Origin of the sequence: Pseudescherichia sp. (genome assembly GCF_031987975.1) — a bacterium.
Taxonomy (GTDB): domain Bacteria; phylum Pseudomonadota; class Gammaproteobacteria; order Enterobacterales; family Enterobacteriaceae; genus Pseudescherichia.
Genome location: NZ_DALZYX010000001.1, coordinates 287,552 through 309,090, shown reverse-complemented (window position 1 = coordinate 309,090; position 21,539 = coordinate 287,552). Strand labels below are relative to the sequence as shown.

The window sequence follows — 21,539 nt, the reverse complement described above, 5'->3', positions numbered from 1 at the left end:
AGTGTATCGCACTTAGCATGGCTACGTAAAAATGTCTGGGGGTAAGCGGCGCAAAAGTCATCAATCAGGTCGGTTTCGTATGCGGCTTAGGCTAAACAGGAGCGCCAGTCCGGTTGCCAGCACGGCAATCCACAGGCTCAGATGAACCGCGCCCGCCGCCTGGCGAGTGACTGGCGCAAAGAGTGCCAGGATGATGCCCACTAACGCACCGCCCAGGCACTGACCAAAGGTGCGCATAATAGCAAGCACGCCGGAGGCGTAGCCGCTCTGCTCCCGCGAGGCATTTGCCAGCATTTCACGGTTGTTAGGGCTTTGGAAACAGCCAAATCCTATCCCGCAGATCAGGCTGCGCACGCCGATATCCCATGTTTGGGCATGCTCAGGAAGCAGCGCCAACAGCGTTAATCCCAGGGCAAAAAGGGCTAAGCCCACCGTTGAAATCACCGCCGGCGGATAGCGATCGGCCAGTCTTCCTGCGTGAGGAGCAGCCAGCATGATACCCAGCGGCCACGGCGTAAACAGCAGCGCCGAGGCAAAGATGCTGTAACCGTAAACGCTTTGAAAAAGAAATGGCAGAGCAATAAATGTCATGCCCTGGCTAACGAACGAGGCCAGCGAGGTAAGGGCAGCGAGTGAAAAACGTGCCGAATCAAAAAGCGCCAGCGGCAGCAGCGGGTTTGGCGTACGTCGCAGGTGCCAGATAAACGCCAGCCCGGCTGCAATCGCGACGCTACCATATCCTGCTGCTGACCAAAGCGGAGTTTCCGCCTGTCCGGGATGGGAGAAGGCGTTTGCCGCCATAATGAATCCGCCCAGCATCAACGCTGACAGTGCCGCACCGGCGATATCAAAGGGGACATGTTCTGAGGCGCTGTTATCGGGGATGGTTCTTATCGTCAGCGTTAACGCGACAATCCCCAGCGGGATATTGATAGCAAACAGCCACTGCCAGCTCAGGAGGGACAGCAGCGTGCCGCCCAGGATCGGCGCGATGGCCGTGCTGGCCGCAATCAGCAAGGCGTGAAGGCCAAGAATGCGTCCCAGCAGGCGGTTGGGGAAAACAGAGCGTAGGATCGCCGGGGCAATACTCAGGGTAGCGGCTCCGCCCACCCCCTGCACAATGCGCCAGCCCGTCAGCATAGTAAGTGAAGAGGAGAAGGCGCAGCCCAACGAGGCCAGGGTAAAGAGGCCCAGACCGAAGGCAAACAGTGCGCGGAAGCCAACGCGGCGCGCTAGCGCGGCAAAAATGGCCAGCGTCACTGCTGCCGACAGCAGATAGCCATTGGCGACCCACACGGCCGACTGGGCAGGCACCGCCAGCGCGTGAGCAATGGGTGGAAGCGCAACGTTGACCATGGCACCGTCAAAAACGGCCATGGTGGTACTGGTCATGACGGCAGCCATCGCCAGCGCCCGTTCACGTCCGGCTAAACCCTCATCCCCCGGTCTTACACAGAAAAGCTCCATTTTATTCACCTCTATTTTACCTAAGCACTCGATGTATAAAGCCTAATGAGAGATATGGCAGGGCGGAAGACGCAGCATTTGCAGTAATAACCTGCACCAGACGCCTTCCCTCATACGTGGCCTGCGGAGTAAGATAAGCTAATGAACACACCCGATCTGAACCTGCTTATCGCTCTCGATGCGCTGCTGGCCGAAGCCAGCGTGGCGGGCGCTGCGCGTCGTCTGGGACTGAGCGCATCGGCAATGAGCCGTACGCTTAGCCGCCTGCGTGCGGCTACGGGCGATCCGCTGCTGGTGCGCGCTGGACGCAGCATGGTATTAACGCCGCATGCTGAGGCCATCCGCGAGCGTACGCAGCACACGCTGTTTGAAACGCTGGCGCTGCTGAGACCCTCTGTGACCGGGGTAGATCTGCTGACGCTCGATCGGACTTTCGTGCTGCGTACTAACGACGGTTTCATTGAGGCCTTTGGCCCAACGCTGATTGTGGCGGCAGCGAAGTGTGCCCCGCATGTGCGGCTGCGCTTTGTCGCCAGAGCGGAAAAGAGTGCTAAGGCGCTGCGTGAAGGGCAGGTCGATCTTGAAATTGGCGTTCTCGGTGAGATGGGACCGGAGATCCGCATTCAGGCGCTGTTTCGCGATCGTTTCGTCAGCGTGGTGAGGCCTGGGCATCCGCTATCGACGCTGCCCGAAGTGGGCGTTAGCGACTACCTTGCTTATGCCCACGTGGTTGCCTCCCGCCGGGGGCGAACCGCCGGGCCGGTGGATGAGGCGCTGGCTGAGCTGGGCCTCGAGCGGAAGATTGCTGCCGTCGTGCCGGGCTTTCCTGCTGCGCTGGCGGTGGCGCAGGCTTCCGACCTGGTGGGTCTGATCCCCGCCTCGTTTCTCATCCATCAACCTGTTGCGACATACAGTATGTTTGAGCTGCCGGTAAAGGTGCAGGGCATTACGTTGTCACAAATGTGGCATCCGCGTACCGAGGCTGACCCGGCGCACCGCTGGCTACGGCAGTTTGTGTTGGAGGTTTGCCGTAAGCATGCTCCCGCTCCCCAACAGTGATTGGCGAGCGCCGTGCATTGGCATACTATAGGGGCATACTTTCGTTACCGTAAGGATTGCCTGCGATGGCTATCATCCCTAAGAACTACGCCCGTCTTGAATCAGACTACCGGGAAAGGGCGCTGAAGATTTATCCGTGGGTCTGCGGGCGCTGCTCGCGTGAGTTTGTCTACTCGAACCTGCGAGAGTTAACGGTGCACCATATCGATCACGATCACACCAATAACCCACCGGACGGCAGCAACTGGGAGCTGCTGTGCCTCTACTGCCACGACCATGAGCACTCAAAATATACCGAGGCCGACCAGTATGGCACCTCAGTTGTGGCGGGCGAAGATGCGCAGAAGGACGTGGGAGCGGCGACCTATAATCCGTTTGCTGACCTGAAAGCGATGCTGAATAAGAAGTAACGCGGGTATTTGTCATAGTCCATTTGTGGAGCTAGCTGTACATGGTGCTTGTGCAGCGGAGCGCTCTCTGGGGCGGGGCAACCCCACCTTTTCAGGGCTGATGTTGCCGGGCATCGCGAGCGCCTTTACAAAGGGCTGTCAGTTCAGGCTGACAGCCTTTTATCATTTTACCGATCCCCTACATCACCTCTACAGCCCATGCTTTTTCAACAGCGCCCTGAGCTGGTGGTAGGTCAGGCCGAGCAGCTCCGCCGCACGCTTCTGGTTGAACCTGGCCTGCTGTAGCGCGGCTTCCAGCAGGGACTTCTCCTGCTGGTATTGAAACTGGCGCAGGTCCAGCGGCAGGGCAGGCGCAGTGGCTAAACCTTCCGACACCGGCTCAGGAGAGGTGGGGCGCTGGAAGGGATCGATAATAATCTCATCCAGCGCCACCTCACTGGTGCCGTGGCGGTAGACCGAGCGCTCAACCACATTTTTTAGCTCACGAATATTACCCGGCCAGCGATAGTGAAGCAGTGTCTCCCGGGCGCGCTCGGTAAAGCCCGGAAACAGCGGCAGCCGTAGTTCGCGGCACATCTGGATCGCGAAGTGCTCAGCCATCAGCATGATATCGCTCCGGCGCTCGCGCAGTGGCGGAAGCTGCACCACGTCAAAGGCCAGCCGGTCGAGAAGGTCGGCACGGAACGTGCCGTCGCGCACCATCCCAGGCAGATCGGCATTGGTGGCACACACCAGACGGACGTTAACCTGCAGCGGCTGGCTGCCGCCGACGCGCTCCAGCTCGCCGTACTCAATGACCCGCAGCAGCTTCTCCTGAACCAGCATCGGGGCGGTGGCCAGCTCGTCAAGAAACAGCGTGCCGCCGTCAGCGCGCTCGAAGCGGCCTGGATGGCGTTTTTGCGCGCCGGTAAAGGCCCCGGCTTCGTGACCGAAAAGTTCAGTATCCAGCAGGTTCTCATTAAGGGCGGCGCAGTTCAGCGAGATAAACGGCCCGTCCCAGCGTCCGGAGAGAAAGTGCAGGCGATTAGCGATCAGCTCCTTGCCCGTTCCCCGTTCGCCGATAATAAGCACTGGTTTATCCAGCGGGGCAAGACGTGAAACCTGCTCCAGTACCTCAAGAAAGCTATTCGCCTCCCCGAGAAGATTATCCTTGTATTCCGCCATGATGAAATTCGCTATTAGTTAGTGTTATTCACCACTGTAGACCAAATTGCCGCAGCGGTAAAATTAATCAACTCTTTTATAATCAATGGGATAAAAAGTTGGCACGGGTCTTGTATTAGCTTAGCAGCAGGGCATAGCCCGATTACATAAAATATGAGGATTACATTATGGGTATTTTTTCTCGTTTTGCCGACATCGTGAACGCCAACATCAACTCTCTACTGGAGAAAGCGGAAGATCCACAGAAGCTGGTGCGCCTGATGATTCAGGAGATGGAAGATACGCTGGTTGAGGTACGTTCCACCTCTGCACGAGCGCTGGCTGAAAAGAAACAGCTCTCTCGTCGCATTGAGCAGGCTACCGCCCAGCAGAACGAATGGCAGGAGAAGGCCGAGCTGGCGTTGCGTAAAGAGAAAGAGGATCTGGCCCGCGCTGCGTTGATCGAAAAGCAGAAGATGACCGACATCATCGCGACGCTTGAGCAGGAAGTGATTCTGGTTGATGAGACGCTGGTGCGCATGAAAAAAGAGATTGGCGAGCTGGAGAACAAACTCAGCGAAACTCGTGCCCGTCAGCAGGCGTTAACTCTGCGTCACCAGGCGGCCAGCTCCTCCCGCGACGTCCGTCGTCAGCTGGATAGCGGCAAACTGGATGAAGCGATGGCGCGTTTTGAATCTTTCGAGCGTCGTATCGACCAGATGGAAGCCGAAGCGGAAAGCCAGGGTTTTGGCAAGCAGAAGTCGCTGGATCAGGAGTTTGCCGAGCTGAAAGCGAGCGATGAAATCAGCGAGCAGCTGGCGCAGCTGAAAGCCAAAATGAAACAAGATATTCAATAATAACAAACGATGAATACTAACGGGCGGCGTCCGTTTATGCCGCCCCTCATCTGTAAGGAGTACACATGAGCGCGCTATTTTTGGCTATTCCTCTGACTCTGTTCGTGCTGTTTGTCCTGCCGGTCTGGCTGTGGCTGCACTATAACAACCGCAGCGGTCGCGACGCCCTTTCGCAAAGCGAGCAGCAGCGCCTGGCCCAGCTTAATGACGAGGCAAAACGGATGCGCGAGCGGATAGCCTCCCTGGAAGCTATTCTTGATGCAGAGCACCCGAACTGGAGGGATCGCTAATGAATGAATTTTTTAATAAAAAACTGTGGCGCATCCCTCAGCAGGGAATGGTGAAAGGCGTCTGCGCCGGGATTGCCCACTATCTTGACGTCCCGGTAAAGCTGGTGCGCCTGATTACGGTCCTGGCGATGCTGTTTGGTCTGTTCTTCTTTGTGGTGCTTGCCTATATCATTCTCACTTTCGTGCTCGATCCGATGCCGGAGGGGGAAATTAACGGCGAGGCTGCGCCGACAAGCAGCGAACTGCTGGATGCAGTGGACGCGGAGTTGGCATCGGGAGAGAAACGCTTGCGTGAAATGGAGCGCTACGTCACCTCCGATACCTTCTCGCTACGCAGCCGCTTCCGTCAGCTCTGATTTAACGACCTAACGAGGTAAATGATGAATAGCAAATGGCAACAGACCGGCAAAAAAGCCAAACCGGCACTGAAAATCGCAGGCAAGCTGGTGCTGCTGACCGCACTGCGTTATGGCCCTGCGGGCGTAGCGGGTTGGGCGATAAAATCTGTGGCACGCCGCCCGGTGAAAATGCTGCTGGCGCTGGCGCTGGAGCCGATGCTTAAACGCCTCGCGACGCGCGTATCGCGCAATATGAAATAATTCCCTGGCGGCGCATCTTCTGCGCCGCTTGCTTTTTTGCGCATGGATCCGTCTGCGCCTGCCGCCTTATACTACGCCTCTTATCAATACCTTCACTTCAGGGCAAAACAGGATGGCTATGAAGCGATTTAAATCTGAGCTTAACGCCCTCGTTAACCGCGGTGTTGACCGACATCTACGCCTGGCCGTCACCGGACTGAGCCGCAGCGGCAAAACGGCGTTTATTACTGCGATGGTTCACCAGCTGTTAAATATTCATAACGGCGCCCGTCTACCTCTCTTTAGTGCGGTTAGGGAGGAGCGCCTGCTTGGGGTGAAGCGCGTACCACAGCGTGATTTTGGTACGCCGCGCTTTACCTGGGACGAAGGTATTGCCCAGCTCTATGGTACGCCACCAGCGTGGCCGACGCCGACGCGCGGCGTCAGCGAGATGCGCCTGGCCCTGCGCTACAGTTCGAATGACTCTCTGCTGCGCCATTTCACCGACAGCGCCACTCTCTACTTAGAGATTGTTGATTATCCCGGCGAGTGGCTGCTGGATCTGCCTATGCTGGCGCAGGACTACACCAGCTGGTCCCGACAGATGACCGGTATGTTACAGGGTCACAGAAAGGCGTGGTCTGCTCGCTGGCGTCAGCTCTGCGAGGGATTGGATCCGCTGGCTCCGGCTGATGAAAACCGGCTGGCTGAGATCGCTGATGCCTGGACCGAGTATCTACACCAGTGCAAAGCGCAGGGGCTGCACTTTATTCAGCCTGGGCGCTTTATCCTGCCGGGAGAGATGGCCGGTGCGCCCGCGTTACAGTTTTTTCCCTGGCCGGACGTTGACGAAACCGGTGAGGCAAAGCTGGCCCAGGCGGATAAGAGTAGCAATGCCGGGATGCTACGCGAGCGCTTTAACTACTACTGCGAAAACGTGGTCAAAGGTTTCTATAAAAACTACTTCCTGCGCTTCGATCGCCAGATCGTGCTGGTGGACTGCCTGCAACCGCTCAATAGCGGGCCGCAGGCATTTAACGATATGCGTCTCGCGCTGACCCAGCTAATGCAGAGCTTTCATTACGGGCAGCGCACGCTGTTTCGTCGCCTCTTCTCACCGGTTATCGACAAGCTGCTGTTTGCCGCCACCAAAGCGGATCACGTCACCGTCGATCAGCATGCCAATATGGTCTCTCTGCTCCAGCAGCTGGTTACCGACGCCTGGCAAAACGCCGCCTTTGAGGGCATCGATATCGACTGCCTTGGCCTGGCGGCGGTGCAGGCCACGGAGAGCGGGCTGGTTGACGTCAATGGCGATAAGATCCCAGCCCTGCGTGGGGATCGCCTCAGCGATGGCAAACCGCTGACGGTCTATCCAGGAGATGTTCCCGCCCGGCTGCCGGGGCAAGCGTTCTGGGAAAAACAGGGTTTTCAGTTTGAAGCCTTTCGTCCGCGGGTTATGGATGTGGATACCCCAATGCCGCACATTCGTCTTGATGCGGCGCTGGAATTTTTATTGGGAGATAAGCTGCGATGAACGAGCCAATCAAACCACGCGTCGATTTTACCGAACGGCCTGTGACGCAGGTGCGCGAAGAGTTTAAGGCTGCTCAGGCGTTTAGCGATGCCGAGGCAGGAGAGTTCACGCCGATCCAGGCGGAAGAGTTATTGGCCGACACGCCGCAACCCGAGGCGAGCGTTGAGGCAGCGCTGCGACCCCGGCGTAGCCTCTGGCGTACGATGGTGCTGGCCGGGCTGGCGCTGTTTGGCGTTAGCGTAGTCGGGCAGGGCGTGCAGTGGGCAATAAATGCCTGGCAAACCCACGACTGGGTGGCGCTGGGTGGCTGCGCGGCGGGCGCGCTCATCGTTGGCGCGGGGGTAGGCTCGGTGGTCGGTGAGTGGCGGCGGCTGTGGCGTCTGCGTCAGCGGGCTGAGGCTCGCGACGAAGCCAGCCTGCTGCTGCACAGCCACGGCACCGGTAAAGGGCGCGATTTTTGTGAGCGGCTGGCTCGTCAGGCGGGCATCGATCAGGCCCATCCGGCATTGCAACGCTGGTACGCCGCCATTCACGAGACGCAGAGTGACCGCGAGATCGTCACTCTCTATGCCCGGCTGGTACAGCCGGTGGTGGATGCTCAGGCCCGCCGCGAAATCAGCCTCTCGGCGGCAGGCTCTACCCTGATGATTGCCGTCAGCCCGCTGGCGCTGGTGGATATGGCCTTTATCGCCTGGCGCAACCTGCGGCTGATTAACCGCATCGCCAGGCTGTACGGCATTGAACTGGGCTACTTCAGCCGGCTGCGTCTGTTTCGTTTGGTGCTGCTCAATATTGCCTTTGCCGGAGCCAGCGAGATAGTACGTGAGGTAGGGATGGACTGGCTCTCTCAGGATCTGGCTGCCCGGCTCTCGGCGCGCGCTGCTCAGGGGATCGGGGCCGGGCTGCTTACCGCGCGTCTCGGCATCAAGGCAATGGAGCTATGCCGTCCGCTGCCCTGGCTGGAGGACGATAAGCCCCGGCTGGCCGATTTTCGCCGCCAGCTTATCGGCGAGCTGAAGGCCAATATGCAGCGCAGCGGCCCGCAAAAGCGCGATTGAACGCTTATCTTTACGCCACAGCGGTGGGTTTTCCACCGCTCTGTCAATAATTGTTGACAGACAGCTTCCTGACTGCGAATAAGTGTCTTATCATTCTTAAATACGTTGACTGTTTAAGGGTGGCAACTCCCATGCGTCTTGAAGTCTTTTGTGAAGACCGACTTGGTCTGACCCGCGAGCTATTGGATCTACTGGTGCTCAGGGGTATCGATTTACGCGGCATTGAGATCGATCCTATCGGACGGATCTACCTTAACTTTGCTGAACTGGAATTTAATGACTTCAGCAGCCTGATGGCCGAAATTCGCCGTATTCCCAGCGTGACCGACGTGCGAACCGTACTGTGGATGCCTTCCGAGCGCGAGCACCGTGCCATGAGCGCCTTACTGGAGGCGCTGCCCGAGCCGGTACTCTCTCTGGATATGAAAAGTAAAGTTGAGTTGGCAAACCAGGCCAGCTGCCAGCTTTTTGGTCAGAACCAGTCCCGGCTGCGTAATCACACCGCCCCCCAGCTGATTAACGGCTTTAACTTCCAGCGCTGGCTGGAGGGTAATCCACAGGCGTCGCACCACGAGCATGTGGTTATCAACGGGCAGAACTTCCTGATGGAGATCACTCCGGTACACCTCGAAGGCGAGCCAGGCGATCCGTTGCTGACCGGCGCGGTGGTGATGCTGCGCTCGACTATTCGCATGGGCCGCCAGCTACAGGACCTGGTCAACCAGGACGCCAGCGCCTTTAACCAGATTGTGGCCGCCAGCCCGAAAATGCGCCACGTCATCGATCAGGCGCGTAAGCTGGCGATGCTCAGCGCGCCGCTGTTAATCGTGGGTGATACCGGTACCGGCAAGGATCTGCTGGCCCACGCCTGCCACCTTGCCAGCCCGCGAGCGGCGAAACCCTATCTGGCGCTGAACTGCGCCTCCATCCCTGAGGACGCGGTGGAGAGCGAACTGTTTGGCCATGCGCCGGAGGGGAAAAAAGGTTTCTTCGAGCAGGCTAACGGCGGCTCGGTGCTGCTGGATGAGATCGGCGAGATGTCGCCGCGTATGCAGGTTAAGCTGCTCCGCTTCCTGAATGATGGCACCTTCCGTCGCGTCGGCGAAGATCATGAAGTTCACGTTGACGTGCGGGTGATCTGCGCCACCCAGCGTAATCTGGTTGAGCTGGTACAGAAGGGTATTTTCCGGGAAGATCTTTACTATCGTCTGAACGTGCTGACGTTAGAGCTGCCGCCGCTGCGCGATCGTCCTCAGGATATCATGCCGCTAACCGAGCTGTTCGTGGCCCGCTTTGCCGATGAGCAGGGAGTGCCGCGTCCGAAGCTCTCTGCCGATCTTAGTCATGTTCTGACCCGCTACAGCTGGCCGGGCAACGTACGCCAGTTGAAAAATGCGGTTTACCGCGCCCTGACGCAGCTTGAGGGGTACGAGCTGCGCCCGCAGGACATTCTGCTGCCGGACTACGATGCGGGCACCGTGGCGGTTGGTGAAGAGGCGATGGAGGGATCGCTGGACGATATTACCAGCCGCTTCGAGCGCTCGGTGCTAACTCAGCTCTATCGCAGCTACCCCAGTACGCGCAAGCTGGCGAAACGGCTGGGCGTATCGCACACCGCTATTGCCAATAAGCTGCGGGAGTATGGCCTGAGTCAGAAAAAGGGCGAAGAGTAAAACAAGAGAGCCTTCATCACTGAAGGCTCTTTTTTTAATACGATTACGCTTTCTGCGCCAGGGCTTCCAGAGCAGCCTCGTAATCCGGCTCATTGGTGATCTCGTTCACCAGCTGGCTGAATACGACGGTGTCGTTTTCGTCGATAACCACTACCGCACGGGCAGCCAGGCCTTTCAGCGCGCCTTCGGCAATGCCCACACCGTAGTTTTCGAGGAAGTCGGCGTTACGCAGGGTGGACAGGGTGATCACATTGCTCAGGCCTTCCGCGCCGCAGAAGCGGGACTGGGCGAACGGCAGATCGGCAGAGATGCACAGCACCACGGTGTCTTTCATTTCGGTGGCGAGCTGGTTGAATTTGCGCACGGAGGCGGCGCAAACACCGGTGTCGATGCTTGGGAACACGTTGAGAACTTTGCGCTTACCAGCAAACTGCGCCAGCGTAACGTCGGTCAGATCCTTCGCTACCAGAGTGAAAGGGTGTGCTTTGCTGCCAACTGCCGGAATGGTGCCCGCAACAGAGACCGGATTACCCTGGAAATGAACGGTTTGTGACATGAATATCTTCCTGTTTACATATAGTTAACGTCGCCGCTAGTGTACGTGATCGGCCATAATCACGGCAAACCTATTTTTGTCCCGCTTTTCGCCACTATACTTTTAACATTCCGTTAAAGGAGCAAGGAATGAGAACAGTTAAGGTCTATGAAGAGAGCTGGCCGCTGCATTCACCGTTTGTCATCTCCCGGGGCAGCCGCAGCGAGGCCAGAGTAGTCGTAGTAGAGCTGGAGGAGGAGGGAATTAAGGCAACGGGCGAGTGCACGCCTTATCCACGCTATGGCGAGAGCGATGCGTCGGTGATTGCCCAGATCATGACCATCGTACCGCAGCTGGAAAACGGTCTCAGCCGCCAGCAGCTACAGTCTTTGCTGCCGCCAGGCGCAGCGCGCAACGCCGTTGACAGCGCCCTGTGGGATCTGGAAACCCGTCGGCTGGGCGTTAGCCTTGAGGACCATTTAGGAATTGTACTGCCGGAGGAGCTGATCACGGCGCAGACGGTGGTAATTGGTACGCCAGAGCAGATGGCCGCCAGCGCCGCCGCGCTGTGGGAGAAAGGAGCACGGCTGCTAAAGATCAAGCTCGACGACCGTCTCATCAGCGAGCGGCTGGTGGCAGTTCGCACCGCCGTGCCGGAGGCCACGCTGATTGTTGATGCCAACGAATCCTGGCACAGCGAGGGGCTGGCGGCGCGCTGCCAGCTGCTGGCGGACCTTGGCGTAGCGATGCTGGAGCAGCCGCTTCCTGCTAACAATGACGCCGCGCTGGAGAACTTTATCCATCCGCTGCCCATCTGTGCCGATGAGAGCTGTCACGCCCGCAGCTGCCTGAAAACCCTTGCCGGGCGCTATGAGATGATCAACATCAAGCTGGATAAAACCGGCGGGCTGACCGAAGCACTGGCGCTGGCCAGCGAGGCTCGGGCGCAGGGATTTGAACTGATGCTGGGCTGTATGCTCTGCACCTCCCGGGCGATCGCGGCTGCGCTGCCGCTGGCGTCACAGGCCCGCTTTGCCGATCTCGACGGTCCCACCTGGCTGGCGGTAGACGTTGAACCGGCGCTGCGCTTCAGCACCGGCCAGCTTCATCTTTGATTCGTCCAGCGCAGCAGGCGAGTCATCGCCTGCAGATAGCGCTCGCTGGCTTCATCGTTTGATATTGGCGGCAGCTCGGCGGTGATGCAGTGCAGGCCAATATCGGCGCACCAGCTGCCAAACGAGCCAGGAGTTTCGTAGCCGACGCTGCGCACCAACGGCAGGGCAAACGCCTCTGCGAGCCAGTGGCCCAGCGGGCTTTGCGCCGGATCTTCAATACAGGCCAGCGGATCGTGAAACGAGACCACCCAGGCTGGATGCAGGCGGTGAATAAGCTGGCAGAGGCTTTGGGTTTCAGGTTCAGAACCCGGCGTATCGCCCGCCTGCAGCACCACGTCACGGGCGCTCGCGGCGCTGTTCCAGCGGTAGACCGTCTCACCGACCCGCCAGTTGGCAGCGGGAAAGTTGCGATTGAGATCGACCCCGTGTGCGTTGGCGCGCAGGCCAAGCTGACAGCCGTCAGGATTAACCGCCAGCACTACATGATGATGACGCAAGGCTGGCTCAAGGGTGCGCAGCGCACAGGATAATGTCACCACAGCCGCGCTCTCGTCCCCGTGGGTGCCAGCGAGGATCAGCCCACTCTCCCGGGAGGGAACGGGCGCGGGGAACCAGACAAGGGGTGCGCCGAGTCGCGAGCGTCCATAGTGTTCCATTCCGGTGGCAAAAGCACCTCGTTCAGAGCGCGAGCGTAAGGCGGCCATAGCAATCCTTTCAAACAGAGGGATAGATAAAGTGTTAGGCAAAGCGCAGCGCTTTTCAAATTGTTTCATTCAGGATGAGAGCGGGGCAGTAAATATCGCCTAATCTTGCTAAGCCGTTTGCATTTCCTCATGTGAAAACAAATAATTATCCCATCTTTTCGCCGGGCATTTAGCTATAGGGTCATCTTATGAAACATCCCGTCTCCCTCCTCTGCGCTGCGCTGTGGTTTTGCGGTCTCTCTTCTCCCACCTTTGCCGCGGACGTGCCCGCAGGAACTAAACTGGCGGCGCAGCAGACCCTGGTGCGCCATATCAAAGATGAGCCAGCCACTCTTGACCCCGCTAAAGCAGTCGGGCTGCCAGAGATCCAGGTGATCCGCGACCTCTACGAGGGGCTGGTGAACCAGAATGAGAAGGGGGAAATTATTCCCGGCGTGGCAACGAAATGGAGTACCAGCGATAACCGCAGCTGGACCTTTACCCTGCGTAACGACGCCCGCTGGTCGGACGGTTCCCCGGTCACCGCTCAGGACTTTGTCTACAGCTGGCAGCGGCTGGTAGATCCCAAAACCACCTCGCCTTTTGCCTGGTTTGCTGCGCTGGCTGGCATCGGCAACGCCCAAAGCATCATCGATGGCAAAGCCACGCCGGACACGCTGGCGGTGACGGCGGTGGATCCGCATACTCTGCGCGTGCAGCTTGATAACCCGCTGCCCTGGTTTGCTAACCTGGCCGCCAGCTTTGCCTTCTACCCGGTGCAAAAGGCCAACGTTGAGAGCGGAAAAGCGTGGACGCAGCCGGGCAAGCTGGTGGGCAATGGAGCCTATGTGCTTAAGGATCGCGTGGTCAACGAGAAGCTGGTGCTGGAGCCTAACAGCCACTACTGGGATAACGGCAAAACGGTGATTAAGTCCGTCACCTTTATTCCCATCAACCAGGAGTCGGCGGCCACCAAGCGCTATCTGGCGGGGGATATCGATATCACCGAGTCCTTCCCGAAAAACCTGTATCAGAAGCTGCTTAAAGATATTCCTGGCCAGGTCTATACCCCGCCGCAGCTGGGTACCTACTACTATGCGTTTAATACCCAGAAAGGGCCGACGGCGGATGCCCGCGTACGCCTGGCGTTGAGCATGACCATCGATCGCCGCCTGATGGCGGAGAAGGTGCTGGGAACGGGGGAGAAGCCTGCGTGGCGCTTTACCCCCGACGTGACGGCAGGCTTTACGCCTGATCCTACAGATGCGGAGCACCTGAGTCAGGCCGAGCTGAACGTGCAGGCGAAAACACTGCTTCAGGCGGCGGGCTATGGGCCAGGCCGTCCATTAAAGCTGACCCTGCTGTATAACACCTCTGAAAACCATCAAAAGATTGCTATTGCCGTGGCGTCGATGTGGCGGAAAAACCTCGGCGTGGACGTGAAGCTGCAAAACCAGGAGTGGAAAACCTATATCGACAGCCGCAACACCGGCAATTTCGATGTGATCCGCGCCTCGTGGGTAGGGGACTACAATGAGCCGTCTACCTTCCTGTCGCTGCTTACCTCTACCCATAGCGGCAATATCTCCCGTTTCAACGATCCGGCCTACGATAAGGTAATGAAGCAGGCAGCCCTGGAGCCGACCGCCCAGGCGCGTAACGCGGACTATAACGCGGCAGAGAAAATCCTGGCGCGGGAGGCACCCATCGCGCCGATCTACCAGTATACCAACGGAAGGCTAATCAAGCCGTGGCTGAAGGGCTATCCGATCAATAACCCTGAAGATGTGGCCTACACCCGGACGATGTATATCGTGGCGCATTGACAGGAAGCACTTTTGGTATGACAAATATGGGCAAACTTACAAAAGATATTTTTTCATCGCCTGAGGTCGCCGAGCTGCAGTCCCTGCGCGAAACTATCTGGTTCAATCCACAGGTTAAGCCTGCGGAGGAGGGCCTCAAGCGCGTAGGGCTGACGCTCGCAGATGCTGAAGATGCCGAGGCTCGCCTGCATCGCTTTGCACCGCTGCTCGCCCTGGCGTTCCCGGAAACGGCCGCTACGGCGGGCATTATCGAGTCCGATATGGTTCCGGTACCGCTGATGCAGGCGGAGCTGGAGAAGCGTAGTCCGGTAGCAGGACATATCTGGCTTAAAAAAGACAGCCACCTCCCGATTTCAGGCTCAATAAAGGCGCGCGGGGGGATCTATGAAGTGCTGACCCACGCGGAGAAGCTCGCCCTTGAAGCTGGCCTTATCAGTACGACAGATGATTACAGCATCCTGCTCTCACCAGCGTTCCGCCAGTTCTTCAGCCAGTATAAAATTGCCGTAGGCTCAACGGGGAATCTGGGACTATCAATCGGAATTATCAGCGCCAGGCTCGGCTTCCACGTTACCGTACATATGTCTGCCGACGCGCGCCAGTGGAAGAAAGATAAGCTCCGCTCCCACGGCGTGGAGGTGATGGAATATGAGCAGGACTACAGCGTGGCGGTTGAGCAGGGACGTAAAGCGGCTGGATCCGATCCAGCCTGTTTTTTCATTGATGATGAGAACTCCCGAACGCTGTTCCTGGGCTACTCGGTAGCAGGGCTGCGTCTGCGTAAACAGTTGCAGGATAAGGGCATTACCGTTGATGCCGAACATCCTCTTTTCGTATACCTTCCTTGTGGAGTAGGGGGCGGACCTGGCGGCGTTGCTTTTGGACTCAAGCTTGCCTTTGGAGATGGCGTATATTGCTTCTTCGCTGAGCCTACGCACTCGCCCTGTATGCTGTTAGGCATGCGTACCGGCCTGCACGATGCTATATCCGTGCAGGAGATCGGGATCGACAACAAGACGGCAGCAGACGGTCTGGCCGTTGGACGGGCATCCGGATTTGTTGGTCGGGCCATGGAGCAGCTTATTGATGGTTGCTATACCCTCAGCGATGAGTCGATGTATGACCTGCTGGCGATGCTGGATCGGACCGAAGGTATCCGGCTTGAACCCTCCGCGCTGGCTGGCATGAGCGGGCCACAGCGCATCACGACGAACGTCGCCTGGCAGACGCAGCGCGCGCTCTCAGCTCAAGCCATGGCTAACGCCACTCATCTGGTCTGGGCTACCGGCGGTGGGATGGTTCCTGAGAAAGAGATGCAGGAGTATCTCGCGAAAGGGAAACGCTAAGCAGGTGCTCTGCCTCAGTAAATAAAAATATCGCTGCTGCTTTTCTCTGTCAGAGAACCCTGGCATCAGCGATTTTTCCCCTCAGTCATACTCCGCACGCCAAAACCTCATAAAAATCAGGCCATTATAGAAACATTTTTTTACACTAGCTGTTTACATTGTAATGATAATTCATATGATTCTGATAATTACTATCACTCGATAGGCTGGCGTTCATGCGCTATGTGGCATTAACGCTACTCATACCTCGAAATAATCAGGACGATCATAATAATGAAACCGCGTTGCTATTGGGCTATAAATCCTTGTTTATTAATGATGTTAGCCGCTAATGCCTCTGCTGAAGAACATAAAGAAGAGACACTGCTGGTCGCCGCCAGCCGGACAAATCACAACATGTCCGACATGGCGCAGACTACCTGGGTCATTGAACAGAATGAAATTGAACAGCAGGTGCAGGGGGGAAAAGAGCTTAAAGAGGTGCTGGCGCAGTTGATTCCCGGTATGGATGTCAGCAGCCAGGGGCGTACCAACTACGGTATGAATATGCGCGGTCGTTCAATGATGGTAATGGTCGATGGCGTGCGTTTAAACTCCTCGCGTAGCGACAGTCGTCAGCTGGATTCTATCGATCCGTTTAATATTACCCGCATTGAAGTTATCTCCGGCGCAACCTCCCTCTACGGCGGTGGCAGTACCGGTGGCTTAATTAATATTGTCACCAAAAAGGGCCAACCGGAAACGGAAGTCGAGTTTCAGACCGGCATGAAAACGGGATTCAACAGCCATAACGATAATGACGAGAACATCGCGGCGGCGGTCAGCGGCGGCAACGACAATGCTTCAGGGCGCCTGTCAGTTGCCTATCAACGCTTTGGCGGCTGGTACGACGGCAACGGCAACGAGGTGATCATCGATAATACCCAGACCGGTTTACAATACTCCGATCGCCTGGACGTGATGGGCACCGGCACACTGAATATTGACGATCATCAGCAGTTGCAGCTCACCACGCAGTATTACAAAAGTGAATCCGACGGTAAGCACGGCCTCTATCTTGGCGAGAATTTCGCGGCAGTGACGGGTTCCGGCAACGCATATAACAAAAATAATCTCGACTCCGACCGGATCCCTGGCACTGAACGCCACCTGATCAACCTGCAATATTCCAACACCGATTTCTGGGGCCAGGATCTCCTTGCTCAAATTTACTATCGCGATGAGAGCCTGACGTATTATCCCTTCCCAACGCTTTCAGGTGGCCGGGTAACCAGCATTGGCGCATCACAGCAGAAAACCGATTTCTATGGCGGCAAGCTTACCCTCAATAGCAAACCGCTGGATGATTTGACGCTGACATGGGGTATGGATGCCGAGCATGAAGTTTTCGACGCCAATCAGCAATTTTTCGACCTCAACAAAGCGGCTGCCAGCGGTGGCATGAAACTGGATGACGCTTATAACGTTGGCCGCTATCCGGGCTATAGCATCACTAACCTCGCTCCCTTCCTGCAAACGAGCTACGACTTCTCCGCTATCACCCTGAGCGGCGGAGTGCGCTATCAGTATACGGAAAACAGAGTCGATGACTTTATTGGTTACGCCCAACAACAGGCAATTGCTACAGGCAGAGCCACTTCGGCAGACGCGGTACCGGGCGGTAAAACCGACTATAACAACCTGCTATTTAACGCCGGTATTCTGGGCCATCTGACCGATCGCCAGCAGCTATGGTTTAATTTCTCACAGGGCTTTGAGATCCCGGACCTGGCGAAATATTACGGCTCCGGCACCTATCAGCTGGAGAACGGCCATTATCGTTTGGTAAACAGCGTTAACGTTAACGACTCGACGCTCGACGGTATTAAAGTTGATGCCTACGAGCTGGGCTGGCGCTATACCGGGGATAACCTGCGCACCCAGATTGCCGGTTACTATTCGCTCTCCGACAAAACCATCAACATTAATAAAAGCGACATGACTATTAATGTTGAAGATGACAAGCGTCGCATCTACGGCGTTGAAGGCCAGGTGGATTATTTCTTTACAGAGAGCGAGTGGAGCACCGGTGCAAACTTTAACGTCATCAAATCGCAAACCCGCGTCGATGGTAAATGGGAAAAGCTGACGGTAGACAGTGCCAGCCCGTCTAAAATGAGCGCATGGGTCACCTGGGCACCGGGCGACTGGACGTTGCGTCTGCAAAGTACGCAGACGTTTGATTTGTCTGATGAAGCCGGTAAACAGATTGAGGGTTATAATACCGTTGATTTATTAGGTAGTTATCTTCTGCCCGTGGGCAAGCTAAGCTTTAGCGTAGAAAACCTGCTGGATGAAGAGTATACCACCGCGTGGGGACAGCGTGCGCCGGGTTTGTATAGCCCAACCTACGGTGCTGCGAACCTGTATACCTACAAAGGCCGCGGTCGTACCTTCGGTCTTAACTACTCGGTCTTATTCTGATAATCACTGCCGCCTGCAAGGCGGGCGGCAGTTTTACACTCTTCTCGTTCCTTATCATTTTTCTGACACGCCATCGATTCAGGAATGGCGCTGAGCAGGAGTATGTGTCCACCGAACCTATTTATTCATCTCCTGGGCAGTCTTCAGATGCTGCTCAACCACCGGCGTGTGCGCGTCGGCCAGCGCCTTCACATCCGCATCCTTGATGTTTTTGGCGTCACTCTGCAGCTTCGATAGCACCATCTGGTGGTCTTTGGTGCCAGCGTTCTCCATATACATCTTGTCAAATGCATCGCCGCTCTGCTTTTCCAGCTTGTCGACCATGGCCTTATGCTGGGCATCCGGCTCAGTCGGCAGCGTCACGCCTTTTTGCTGGGCGACCGACTGTACTTTAGTCAGGGCAGCGCCGTGGTCATCGACCATTTTCTGCGCGAATGCTTTGACGTCGCTGCTTTCGGCCTTGCTCAGGGCAATCTTGGCGGCGGCGACTTCATTGATATTGGCCTGCGCCATGTCCTTCAACGCTTTTTCGTCGCCGGAGCTGAGCCTTGCGCTAGATTCGGTCTGGCCTGCGGCACCACTCTGCGCTGCGTTCGTCTGCGGCTGGGCTTGCACGCCAACGGCGCTGAACAGTGCTGCGACTGCCGATGCGGCTAGCAGCCCTTTCAAGGTTTTACTCTTTTGCATGTTGTACTCCTGAAGGTCATGGGTAGGGTTGTTGTTAGATAATTATCTATGGGCAGCCTCGTATGTAATTACAACTGCAATGGTCAGTATAGTGCATCAACGAGTTGAGACGTCAGGCAAAGGTATGGCCTTCAAGGGAAAGCGGCAGCAAACAAGCGGCTCGGCTTAACGGCCCATAAAAAAATCCTTCTTCTATACTCATTTACGTTTAGTGAGCGATATTGCTGCTGTTGCCCCGCATAAGGCGTTGTCCTGCGGGAATAACCGCCGCATTAGCCCACCATTACGCCACATTAACCATTGTTCATTTTTGATAGGGGTTTCCTGGTATGTTGCAATCTCAACCCTCACGCATCGGCACTCTATTGCTGCTGCTGTCAGCGGTGATCGGCTTCGCGGTGGCTATATACGCGTGGCTGACACCGCTCACTGGCGTCACCGGCACTATCGGTGCCCTGGGCGTGGCCATCGCCAGCGTGCTGCTGGCGATACTGACCTTTATACTGCGTGGCGCATCCCGCCGTGGAGCGCGCATTTTCCTGATTATTGTCACCCTTGTAATGCTGTTCGGTATTGGCTTTGCTGGCGCGCTGCTGCATCAGTACATCATTACCGCGGCAATGGTGGTCGGCCTGATCGGTTTGATTGTGCTGAGCAGCAATTCCGTTCGTCACAATCACCACGCCAGAGCTTAAGGAGCCGCCCGTGCACAACGAAAAACACTCGCCATTACTGAAAGTCAGCATGACGGCGCTGGCGCTGCTGGTGACTCCGCTCACGCTGCAGGCGCAGGATAAAGCCGCTGAGGCATCTCAGGGCACCCAGGAAGAACTCAACGTGGATGCGGCCGATCAACAAGCGCCGGGAACCACCAAAACCACTGACGATGCTTCAACGGACAAAAATGACGGACAAAAAGTAGAATCAGTCGCGCAGCCAGCGACACCGCTGGTTCCTTCTACCGCCACCTGGGACAGCTTTCATGGCCAACTTAACGCCCAGAAATACAGTCCGCTAACGCAGATCACAGCAGATAATGTCAATAAGTTAACCAAGATCTGGGAATTTCATACCGGCGACGTCTCGGACGGAAAGGGTGAAACCCCGGCCACCGTCTGGTCAGCGACGCCTGTTTTTGCCAACGAAACGATCTATATTGGTACGCCTTTCGATCGCCTGATTGCCCTCGATCCCGGAACAGGGAAAGAGAAGTGGCATTACGATACTAAATCATCGCGTAAAGCCCTGACCCAGCCGGTACTGAAAAATCGTGGCGTCTCATACTGGCAGGCAAAAAATCCGGTTGCCGGAGAGGCGTGCCAGAAGATTGTTTATATGGGCACCGTGGATGGCAACCTCTATGCGCTGGATGCCGATTCAGGTAAGCCGTGCGGCGATTTTGCTGACAACGGCGTGCTGAACATTAATCAGTGGAATACGGTTAACGCTAAATACCCGTTATCCATCCTGCAGCCGCCAACCGTAGTCGGCAACCACCTGCTTGTTGGCTGGGCTGGCAAGGACTGGGCCTATGCCGAAGCGCCTCCGGGGGCGGTATTCTCGATCAATGCACAGACCGGCGAGCGGGAGTGGACCTTTGAAGCGATTCCGGCAGAGATCCGCAAAAGCACCGGTACGGCCAACGTCTGGACTCACATGTCTGCCGATGAGGCTAATGGTCTGGTCTATCTGCCGGTATCATCGCCATCCCCGAACTACTGGGGCGGCAATCGCACCAAACCTATTCCGCTGGGAACCTCCACGACTGCGCTGGATATCAACACCGGCAAGGTGGTCTGGTCTCGTCAGTGGGTGCATCACGACGTGTGGGATTACGATATCAACTCTGCGCCGACCCTGATGGATATCACGGTTAATGGCAAACAGATCCCGGCGCTGATTCAGGCTACCAAGCAGGGCTTTCTGTTTGTCGTGAACCGCCTGACCGGGGAGGATGTCTGGCCTATTGAGGAGCGTCCTGTGCCGCAGGGCGACGGTTCGGTTCAGGGTGAGGTGCTCTCGCCAACGCAGCCGTTCCCAACGAAACCAGCGCCGCTGCTTGACCAATCGAAGAAGCCAGAGATTTGGAAACTGGCAGATGTTGTGGGTGCTGGCCAGTGTTCTCGTCTGTGGGATAATCTGACCTACGAGGGGATGTACACGCCGCCCACCACGAAGGGCGAAGGTGCGCTGACCTATCCGGACAGTGCAGGTGGCGTTCAATGGGGCGGTGTGGCGTTCGATCCACAAAAACAGATCGCCATCGTTAACACCTCCCATATTGTGCAGTACGTGAAGCTCTACAGCCGTGAGGATTATGAGAAAGCGGATAAAGGCTCCGGCAACGAGAGCGGCTTTGCTCCTCAGGAAGGCGCACCTTACGGCATGCGTCTGATGGTAGCAAATAACTGGCTTGGTATGCCGTGCTGGCAGCCGCCGTTTGGTGAAATCGTGGCGCTGGATATGCACACGGGGGATGTGAAGTGGCGTCGCCCGGTTGGCGCATCGCAACAGTATGGCTTCTTTATGCCGGAGAGCTGGGGCTCGCCAACCATCGGTGGCCCTGCCGTGACGGCGGGAGGAGTGGTCTTTATCGGTGCGTCAATGGATGCCAAAGTACGCGCCTACTCTGTAGATACCGGTGAAGAGCTGTGGTCCGATCAGGTTGAAGCGCCTGCGGTAGCGAATCCGTCAATCTATGAGTACAAAGGCCGTCAGTATGTCGCGTTCGTCGCCGGTGGCAATACCATCCTGAAGGATCAGGTGGGCGATCAGGTAGTGGTCTACGCGCTACCTGAATAACCGTTCGGCA

Annotated in this window: 20 protein-coding genes; 15 read left to right on the top strand and 5 right to left on the bottom strand. The window is 56.9% G+C overall.

Annotated features, from left to right (window positions below; translation table 11 throughout):
- Positions 1–60: 60 nt before the first annotated feature.
- Positions 61–1,467 carry an MFS transporter gene (locus RTN40_RS01515; protein WP_312226899.1) on the bottom strand — a complete coding sequence of 469 codons (1,407 nt, stop codon included), beginning with the start codon at positions 1,465–1,467 and terminating at the stop codon, positions 61–63.
- Positions 1,468–1,608: 141 nt separating this feature from the next.
- Here RTN40_RS01515 and RTN40_RS01510 point away from each other — a divergent pair, with 141 nt between their 5' ends.
- Together RTN40_RS01510 and yajD are read left to right on the top strand one after the other, a co-directional pair.
- A complete protein-coding gene (locus RTN40_RS01510) occupies positions 1,609–2,526 on the top strand; it encodes a LysR family transcriptional regulator (protein WP_312226898.1) in 918 nt (305 codons plus the stop codon).
- Between the two features lie 65 nt (positions 2,527–2,591).
- A complete protein-coding gene (gene yajD, locus RTN40_RS01505) occupies positions 2,592–2,936 on the top strand; it encodes an HNH nuclease YajD (RefSeq protein ID WP_238084899.1) in 345 nt (114 codons plus the stop codon).
- A gap of 189 nt (positions 2,937–3,125) precedes the next feature.
- On the opposite strand, the gene pspF is transcribed toward yajD, so the two are convergent.
- Positions 3,126–4,115, bottom strand: a complete 990-nt coding sequence (gene pspF / locus RTN40_RS01500) for a phage shock protein operon transcriptional activator (protein ID WP_312227197.1) — start codon at positions 4,113–4,115, stop codon at positions 3,126–3,128.
- Positions 4,116–4,267: 152 nt separating this feature from the next.
- On the opposite strand from pspF, the gene pspA reads away from it, so the two are divergent.
- The 7 genes from pspA to tyrR all read left to right on the top strand — a co-directional run bounded on the left by pspA (position 4,268) and on the right by tyrR (position 10,072).
- On the top strand, positions 4,268–4,936 hold the full coding sequence (pspA, locus tag RTN40_RS01495) for a phage shock protein PspA (protein WP_312226897.1): 669 nt from the start codon (positions 4,268–4,270) through the stop codon (positions 4,934–4,936).
- Between the two features lie 65 nt (positions 4,937–5,001).
- Positions 5,002–5,226, top strand: coding sequence for an envelope stress response membrane protein PspB (pspB, locus tag RTN40_RS01490; protein ID WP_042394252.1), 225 nt, complete (start codon positions 5,002–5,004; stop codon positions 5,224–5,226).
- Positions 5,226–5,582: an envelope stress response membrane protein PspC gene (gene pspC, locus RTN40_RS01485; protein ID WP_312226896.1), complete on the top strand. Its 357-nt coding sequence runs from the start codon at positions 5,226–5,228 to the stop codon at positions 5,580–5,582. The genes pspB and pspC overlap by 1 nt, the downstream gene beginning before the upstream one ends.
- A gap of 24 nt (positions 5,583–5,606) precedes the next feature.
- The gene (gene pspD / locus RTN40_RS01480; protein WP_103820060.1) at positions 5,607–5,825 is read left to right on the top strand and encodes a phage shock protein PspD; all 219 of its coding nucleotides are present in this window, start codon (positions 5,607–5,609) and stop codon (positions 5,823–5,825) included.
- 118 nt (positions 5,826–5,943) lie between these two features.
- Entirely contained in the window at positions 5,944–7,341 is a 1,398-nt protein-coding gene (locus tag RTN40_RS01475; protein WP_312226895.1) for a YcjX family protein, read from the top strand.
- Complete coding sequence (locus RTN40_RS01470) at positions 7,338–8,399, top strand: TIGR01620 family protein (RefSeq protein WP_312226894.1); 1,062 nt, start codon at positions 7,338–7,340, stop codon at positions 8,397–8,399. Before RTN40_RS01475 ends, RTN40_RS01470 begins: the two co-directional genes overlap by 4 nt.
- Positions 8,400–8,530: 131 nt before the next feature.
- Positions 8,531–10,072, top strand: a complete 1,542-nt coding sequence (gene tyrR, locus RTN40_RS01465; protein WP_312226893.1) for a transcriptional regulator TyrR — start codon at positions 8,531–8,533, stop codon at positions 10,070–10,072.
- Positions 10,073–10,115: 43 nt separating this feature from the next.
- On the opposite strand, the gene tpx is transcribed toward tyrR, so the two are convergent.
- Positions 10,116–10,628: a thiol peroxidase gene (gene tpx / locus RTN40_RS01460; RefSeq protein ID WP_312209575.1), complete on the bottom strand. Its 513-nt coding sequence runs from the start codon at positions 10,626–10,628 to the stop codon at positions 10,116–10,118.
- Between the two features lie 128 nt (positions 10,629–10,756).
- Between tpx and ycjG the strand changes: the two genes are divergently transcribed.
- Positions 10,757–11,722: an L-Ala-D/L-Glu epimerase gene (ycjG, locus tag RTN40_RS01455; RefSeq protein WP_312226892.1), complete on the top strand. Its 966-nt coding sequence runs from the start codon at positions 10,757–10,759 to the stop codon at positions 11,720–11,722.
- Here the strand turns inward: ycjG and mpaA are convergent.
- Entirely contained in the window at positions 11,713–12,426 is a 714-nt protein-coding gene (mpaA, locus tag RTN40_RS01450) for a murein tripeptide amidase MpaA (RefSeq protein WP_312226891.1), read from the bottom strand. The two genes, ycjG and mpaA, sit on opposite strands and share 10 nt — an antisense overlap.
- Before the next feature lie 188 nt (positions 12,427–12,614).
- Between mpaA and RTN40_RS01445 the strand changes: the two genes are divergently transcribed.
- From RTN40_RS01445 to RTN40_RS01435, 3 genes are all read left to right on the top strand, one after another.
- Positions 12,615–14,231 carry a peptide ABC transporter substrate-binding protein gene (locus RTN40_RS01445; RefSeq protein WP_312226890.1) on the top strand — a complete coding sequence of 539 codons (1,617 nt, stop codon included), beginning with the start codon at positions 12,615–12,617 and terminating at the stop codon, positions 14,229–14,231.
- Positions 14,232–14,257: 26 nt separating this feature from the next.
- A complete protein-coding gene (gene dsdA / locus RTN40_RS01440) occupies positions 14,258–15,577 on the top strand; it encodes a D-serine ammonia-lyase (RefSeq protein WP_409418503.1) in 1,320 nt (439 codons plus the stop codon).
- A 273-nt stretch (positions 15,578–15,850) separates the two neighbouring features.
- The gene (locus RTN40_RS01435) at positions 15,851–18,040 is read left to right on the top strand and encodes a TonB-dependent siderophore receptor (RefSeq protein ID WP_312226888.1); all 2,190 of its coding nucleotides are present in this window, start codon (positions 15,851–15,853) and stop codon (positions 18,038–18,040) included.
- A gap of 117 nt (positions 18,041–18,157) precedes the next feature.
- Here the strand turns inward: RTN40_RS01435 and RTN40_RS01430 are convergent, their stop codons facing one another.
- Entirely contained in the window at positions 18,158–18,727 is a 570-nt protein-coding gene (locus RTN40_RS01430) for a DUF4142 domain-containing protein (protein ID WP_312226887.1), read from the bottom strand.
- Positions 18,728–19,056: 329 nt separating this feature from the next.
- Here RTN40_RS01430 and RTN40_RS01425 point away from each other — a divergent pair, with 329 nt between their 5' ends.
- Together RTN40_RS01425 and RTN40_RS01420 are read left to right on the top strand one after the other, a co-directional pair.
- Entirely contained in the window at positions 19,057–19,422 is a 366-nt protein-coding gene (locus RTN40_RS01425; protein ID WP_312226886.1) for a hypothetical protein, read from the top strand.
- Between the two features lie 10 nt (positions 19,423–19,432).
- Complete coding sequence (locus RTN40_RS01420) at positions 19,433–21,529, top strand: pyrroloquinoline quinone-dependent dehydrogenase (protein WP_312226885.1); 2,097 nt, start codon at positions 19,433–19,435, stop codon at positions 21,527–21,529.
- Positions 21,530–21,539: the final 10 nt, after the last annotated feature.